The 6,387-nt window shown below is 34.5% G+C and carries 5 protein-coding genes; all 5 read left to right on the forward strand.

Features of this window, described 5'->3' with window-relative positions; genetic code table 11:
* Positions 1-1,219 (forward strand): RHS repeat domain-containing protein (locus tag FE392_RS19160; protein ID WP_319931744.1); only part of this gene is annotated, 1,219 nt, incomplete at its 5' end.
* A gap of 12 nt (positions 1,220-1,231) precedes the next feature.
* Positions 1,232-1,849, forward strand: a complete 618-nt coding sequence (locus tag FE392_RS19165; protein WP_319931745.1) for a YwqG family protein — start codon at positions 1,232-1,234, stop codon at positions 1,847-1,849.
* A 380-nt stretch (positions 1,850-2,229) separates the two neighbouring features.
* Positions 2,230-2,988, forward strand: a complete 759-nt coding sequence (locus tag FE392_RS19170) for a hypothetical protein (RefSeq protein WP_319931746.1) — start codon at positions 2,230-2,232, stop codon at positions 2,986-2,988.
* Position 2,989: 1 nt separating this feature from the next.
* Positions 2,990-5,437 carry a DEAD/DEAH box helicase family protein gene (locus tag FE392_RS19175; RefSeq protein WP_319931747.1) on the forward strand — a complete coding sequence of 816 codons (2,448 nt, stop codon included), beginning with the start codon at positions 2,990-2,992 and terminating at the stop codon, positions 5,435-5,437.
* Between the two features lie 770 nt (positions 5,438-6,207).
* A partial coding sequence (locus FE392_RS19180) for a hypothetical protein (protein WP_319931748.1) occupies positions 6,208-6,387 on the forward strand: 180 nt, incomplete at its 3' end.

The raw sequence follows: 6,387 nt of genomic DNA on the forward strand, positions 1-6,387 counted from the left end.
GTATGACCGTGCGGATAACCTGCTGGAGCGTCCGCAATCCATGCTGGAAAAAGAGGCGGAAGAAAATAAACACCTGACACCGCAAGGCGACAGGTTGACGCAGTGGAACCAGTGGCGTTATGAACATGATGCACACGGTAATGTTATCAGCCGTGGGACGAGCAGCAATAATCGGCAGACTTACCGCTACGATGGGGATAATCGCCTGATTCTCGCTGAAGGTAACGGCATGAAAGCCATCTATCATTACGATGCCCTTGGGCGACGTATTCGTAAGGTGGTGACGACATGGCCGGCAGGGGCTCCCCAACAGGAACAGACGGATTTTGTTTGGCATGAGTTGAAATTGTTGCAGGAGCGCCATGCTAATACGGGTAAAACCCAGACCTATTGTTACGAATCCCATGAAAGCTATACGCCGCTGGCCTGTATTGTTGCTAAGGGGGCTGTACATGATTATTTCTGGTATCACACCGATATCAACAGTGCACCTCTGGAAGTCACGGATGAAGACGGGAAGATTGCTTGGTCGGGTAAATATGATGCCTTTGGCGCTGTAAACAGCACCACAATGGCCTATTTTACCGACCCGGAACGTTCATCCCGCAATTTTGACCAGAACTTGCGTTATGCCGGGCAATATTTTGACAAAGAGACGGGGCTGCACTTTAATACATATCGATATTATGCCCCTGAGATTAGTAGGTTTATTTCGCCAGATCCAATTGGCCTAAATGGTGGGATCAATCTGTACCAATATGCACCGAATCCGTTACTGTGGATCGATCCACTTGGTCTTGCTAAGTTATTTGAATTGGGTACATATGGTGAATTAAATGGACCGACTCATGTTGGTGATAAATTGCAAGCTCATGAGTTATTGAGGCACGAATATTTGCGCCAACAAGGGCTTGCAGAAACGTCTCGATTATCAGGTAACCCATCAATTGCTCTGGATTTAGATCACCATACTCGTGGCCCACAAAAAGATACTCGTGGCATTGGTGGTGCACACTGGCATGAAACTCAAATCAGGGCAAATGAAGGACTTGGAAAAAATGATTTTGCTTCAACGTTGAAAAGAGAGCTTGATATCACTTCTGGTGGTTTAAGAAAAGCAGGCGTTCCTCCTAGTAGGGTCAAAAGAATGAGAAAACAGGCAGAGAACTTCTACAGAGGGTTATCAAATAAGGTTAAAAATGCTGGCACTTGTAAATAGGAGAAATGTTACATGTATAGTCTTACACGAATTATTGTAGAGGAAACCTTTAATAATAACTCTGGTTTTATTCTAGGGGGAAAAAAAGGATATGTATCACAATGGCCTGTAAATCCAGATGGTGAGAAATTACTTCACCTTTTTTCTATCGATTGCGAAAAGTTGTCACCCCGGATACCTCAAGGAGTATTACCAACATCTGGGTATTTGTCTGTGTTTTCAACTTATTCCAGTGATGACTACTTTCTTGATAACATTACTTATTTTGGCGATGATCAAGAGCTTGAACTCATTAAATCAGGATTTACGTTTGTTTCATACTCTTTGACTAGTGATACCTTGGAAGATAACGATACATTCATACCAGAAAAAAGTGTTAGTTTTTTAGATATGGAAATGGGTGATAATGATTACCCAATGATTTCACTTTTTTCAGAAAAAACACCTAATGGATTAGATGATATTGGTGATATTAAAAATGACTACCATTTTGTATGCCAGATATATTCGGCAGATTTTCCTGAGCCATTTCAAGATGCATTAGGTTTATCTGATGCAATTGGTTACTTGTTTATTCGAAATAAAGGCGAACATGGAATTGATGGCTTGTTTTTTGTGCAAACGGCGTGATTTTTTTGAAATAATAGCATTAAAAAATGAATGAAAGTACTTGATTCAGTGCTTATAAAAATAAAGTCGGAAGATTAAACAGGTCTTCCGACCACATTTTAAAGTTACCTTGCTCTATAATCACCATTGAATTTTTATATCTAAGTAGGCAAGAGATTGACGTTTGCGAACGAAACGGACTAATATCGGATACAAGCTAAAAGATTAATCCAGATGTATTCAACAGAAAAAAAGATAAGCTATTAAATATGCATATGTCACAGTATGTAAATAATTATGCTAAAACCTCTGTCCGTATTAGTCAATTTCAGCTATTCTACTTGGATTGGTATTAAATCATTTGAATATGAAACTTATAGGCTGCAAAAAAGGATTGAAAGTTGTTACCTAGTGAGATAAAAAAACTAACGTCAACTCATGAACTTCACGTTATTGATATTATCGAGATAGACAACATTATTGAATACCAACTTGATTCCTTTTTAGTATCAATTTGCGAAGGAGATTCAGATAGTGAGCTGACTGCTGTAAAGCGCAGATTAAAGCAGTTTCTTGATACCAAGAGCGAACAAATAAAAATGGGGGCAGTAGCAGAATTATTTGTCCATCTTTATCTAGGGGGAAAGGATTATAAACAAGAATTTCTTTTCTTTAATCTTGAAGAGGGCTCAATTAAAAAAGGCTTTGACGGCTATTTTTCAAAGTCAGATGAAACCTATATTCTAGAAAGTAAGTCTGGATATATAGACAGTATAAATGTAACTCACAAATCGAAACTTCAAGAAGCCTATAATGACTTAGAAAAATACGTATCAGGTAAGAGTGATAAAAGCAAAAATAATCCGTGGAGAAATGCATATAACCATGCTTGTCATATAGATGTTGGAGCTTCAAAAACTGTAAGAAAAAAACTTAAATCACTATCTGATTTGTTTGATAAGGATGATTTTAGGGATATATCAGAATTTAATATAATACCTTGCTCTACTATTTTTCTAAATGGTTCACCTAACATGGCTCTATCAACTAAAATTTTAAGAGAAAATAGTTTTATTGTAAGCTTTAAGGGTAAAACTGTAACCAGTCTATGCGTGACAAAACGCAGTTTACGTAACTTCCTTGATTATTTGGATAAGTAATATGAAAACAAACTTATCAATATTAAAAAAAGAAGAAAGATTTTATATTTTAATGAGAAAATTATCACTAGATAGTGATATAACTAGCGATGAAATTGAATATATATTATCCTGTTGTGTCATTTTCATTAAAGAATATGAGAGGGATAAAAGAAGAACACCTTACTTTGAGTTAGCATATTATATATCTCTAAAATGTGCTGTGAATTTAAATATATATGAGCCTATACTAGATATTAGCACTAATTTGGGATTGTATCCAATATCAAAATATATTTTGAAACATAATCTTGGTAATGTGCTAAATACGTTAAGTTTTTCGATAGATTATCAATTGGATAGATTTAGATATAATAACATTATAGAAACATTTGAACAGAAGAGGTCTAGAGAAAATATAACTTTCAGTGAGAAGCAAGAAAATTGCTATGTTGCACCTACTTCTTATGGTAAAAGCTCACTGATTATAGAGATAATAAAAAACAAAAAAATGAATAGAATAGGAATAATTGTTCCAACAAAGTCATTGCTTATTCAGACATATAAAAATATAAAAATACATTTTTCAGATAAAAACATTATATTTCATGATGAGATGTTCAATAATGAAACTGTTTTTATTGCTGTTTTCACACAAGAAAGAGCTTTGCGATTACTAAAAAATAAAGAACTTAGCTTTGATGTTTTAATTGTTGATGAAGCACATAAAATTTTTGAATCAGATAAAAGGAGTATACTGCTTACTAGATTAATTCGAAGGAATAGGAAAAGAAATAAAAACTCCATAAATTACTATCTTTCTCCATTAATTTCAGACTCAACTAATCTCATGGTTTCAGAGAGCCAAGAAATATTTGAAAGGAAAATAATAAATAATATAAAGGAACCAGATATTTTTGAGTATAAAAAAGATGGTAATGTAGTCAAATATGATCGGTTTATGGACTCATTTTATCATTTTTCCTATAGCTCAAATTATCTAGACTATATTAGTCATAATTTAAGAGGAAAGAATTTTTTCTTTTTGAGAAGACCAATGAAAGTAGAGCAACTAGCGAAAGATTTAGCTGAAACGCTACCTGATCTAAAGTCTGAAAGATTAAATGAACTGGCTGAGGTTATTTCTAATAACGTACACAAAGATTTTTATTGTGTTGATTATATAAAGAAAGGTTTGGTGTATTTGCATGGAAAACTTCCAGATTTAATAAAAGAATATCTTGAATTCAAATTCCATTCCTGCAAAGAAATCACCCACATTATTGCAAATACAGTGATCCTAGAAGGTGTTAATTTACCTATAGATAATTTATTTATAATGGATACATATGGCCTTGATAATAATTCGTTAAGTAATTTAATAGGTAGAGTGAATAGATTAAATGAAGTGTTTGATGATTCTAATAAATCACTTTCTAAACTGTTACCTCCAGTTCACTTTGTTAATACTACTGATTATAGTAGCAGTAACATGGGGAATAAGATAAAAAAATTAAAACATGGAATCACAAAAGATGATGTGAAAAATCCTCTTCTTAAAAATTTCAATATTGAAAAATATCGAAAAGAGCTAAAAGGTACTAATGATTTTGAAAAAATTACAATGTTAGAAAATAAACTAAATTACATTGATTCTCTTAGGGAACAGGAAAATTTTCTAGAGCTTGAGGATGGAAACCCAGCCAGTAAAATTGAACAGATATTTTTAGAGTCTGGCCTTACATATTTATACAGGGATTTTAATTTAGTGCTCCCTGATCTAAAATGTAAGATCGAGACTCTCAGTCTAGACACTACATGGATGGGGTCAGATATGATTGAGAAAATATATTTGTTTTTTATCCATAATCAGGAAAATAGCATTAAAAACACTGAGTTCTTACGACTGAAAAATATTAAAGCTAGAGATTTTTACAGAAAATTTATTGAGAGGCAGCACCAACTTAACCTTAAGCAACATATCTCTGAAATACTAGCATACTTTCATTCTATAAAGAATAAGGAAAGTGGTAAGGAATATTATATTGGTACTTCATATGGAGAGTTTTCAAAAGATACCAATGGAAAGTTAGGTCATAAAGTTTTCATTGATCTCTCAAGAAAAAATAATAAGGATTTAGCTAATATTGCTCTTATAAAAATGAAAATAGAAAGTGATTTTGTTTCTTATACACTAAATCAATATGTAAATATACTTTATGATTTAGATCTTGTGACTGAATCTGAATATAATTTACATATGTATGGTACAACAAAGAAAAAAAACTCTGATTTTGTTCGTATGGGCTTGAGTGGCTCTTTAATTAGTAAACTAGATAAAGATAATCAAATAAAAAATTTAACAATAAACCAGCAAGGAATAATTAAATATAGAAACGAGTTTTCTGATTATTTCAAGGTGCAGGATGATTTAATTAAATTCGAGATCAGGAAATATATAGATATTTAATTATCTATTTAAGTAATTCTTCCAAAGAAGGTGAGTTCTTTTTCATTTTCTATAATTTTGGTATAGAAAATAGCTGAACTGCCAATTCTCTTATTTTTCATTACATTATAACGAAACAAAAATTTGATCTTGCTCAACCAAACCGATACAGTATTTGATTATATCAATGATCCATCGCCTGTCAGGATCGCCTTCGGGTGGTGAAATAAAACTCCTGTAGCCTGAAAGGGAGAGCAAGTATTGCGGTACGTCTGCGCACCTTTGGAAGCAGATATTGTCAGACATAAACCCCTTGTCTAGCAATGAAGGTTTTTTAAACTAAAAAATACCCCAAAAGGTGTTTTTATACTGTTACCTAAGCGCATTGACACTGAATCATGCACTTCACGTCATACCATAAAATTATTCTCATACACCACATTCATACTTCTACGATCTCTGTTTGAAATATTCAGCAGATAACTTTTCTGCATCCAAATAATTAACGCATAACTGTCGTTTGACACTGCACCTTGCCACGTTTTTCTGTGCTTGCTGGCATTTAAACGTCCGCATGACTTTTGCTGACTATTTGCGAATTTAAGGCGTCACTTTTTGCCGGTTCACCGCTGAAAGTGACGCCGCAGCAAAAGGACAACCTGACAATGACTGGCTCACGTCTGCTTAACCACACAGTGCATCTGACACTGCTTTTATAGATTGGAAAGCAATCAAAAAGGAGAACCTGACGATATCGAGGCTGGCTTTTAGCCGGTGGGGATGACCTGTTAATGCAGGCGGCAGTACCGCGTACTCAACCGACACCCCGCAATACCTCAACCCGCGTTCACTCTGGCGCACAGATATCTGTCAGGGACAAAGCAGGCATTTCCTGCTTTGTCCGCCCTGTCGCGCGCCAGAGATCGCATGTTGAAAGGTTAAGTAAGGAGAAACGGATGAGCCGATTGATT

Origin of the sequence: Xenorhabdus santafensis (genome assembly GCF_033949405.1) — a bacterium.
GTDB classification, from domain to species: Bacteria; Pseudomonadota; Gammaproteobacteria; order Enterobacterales; family Enterobacteriaceae; genus Xenorhabdus; species Xenorhabdus santafensis.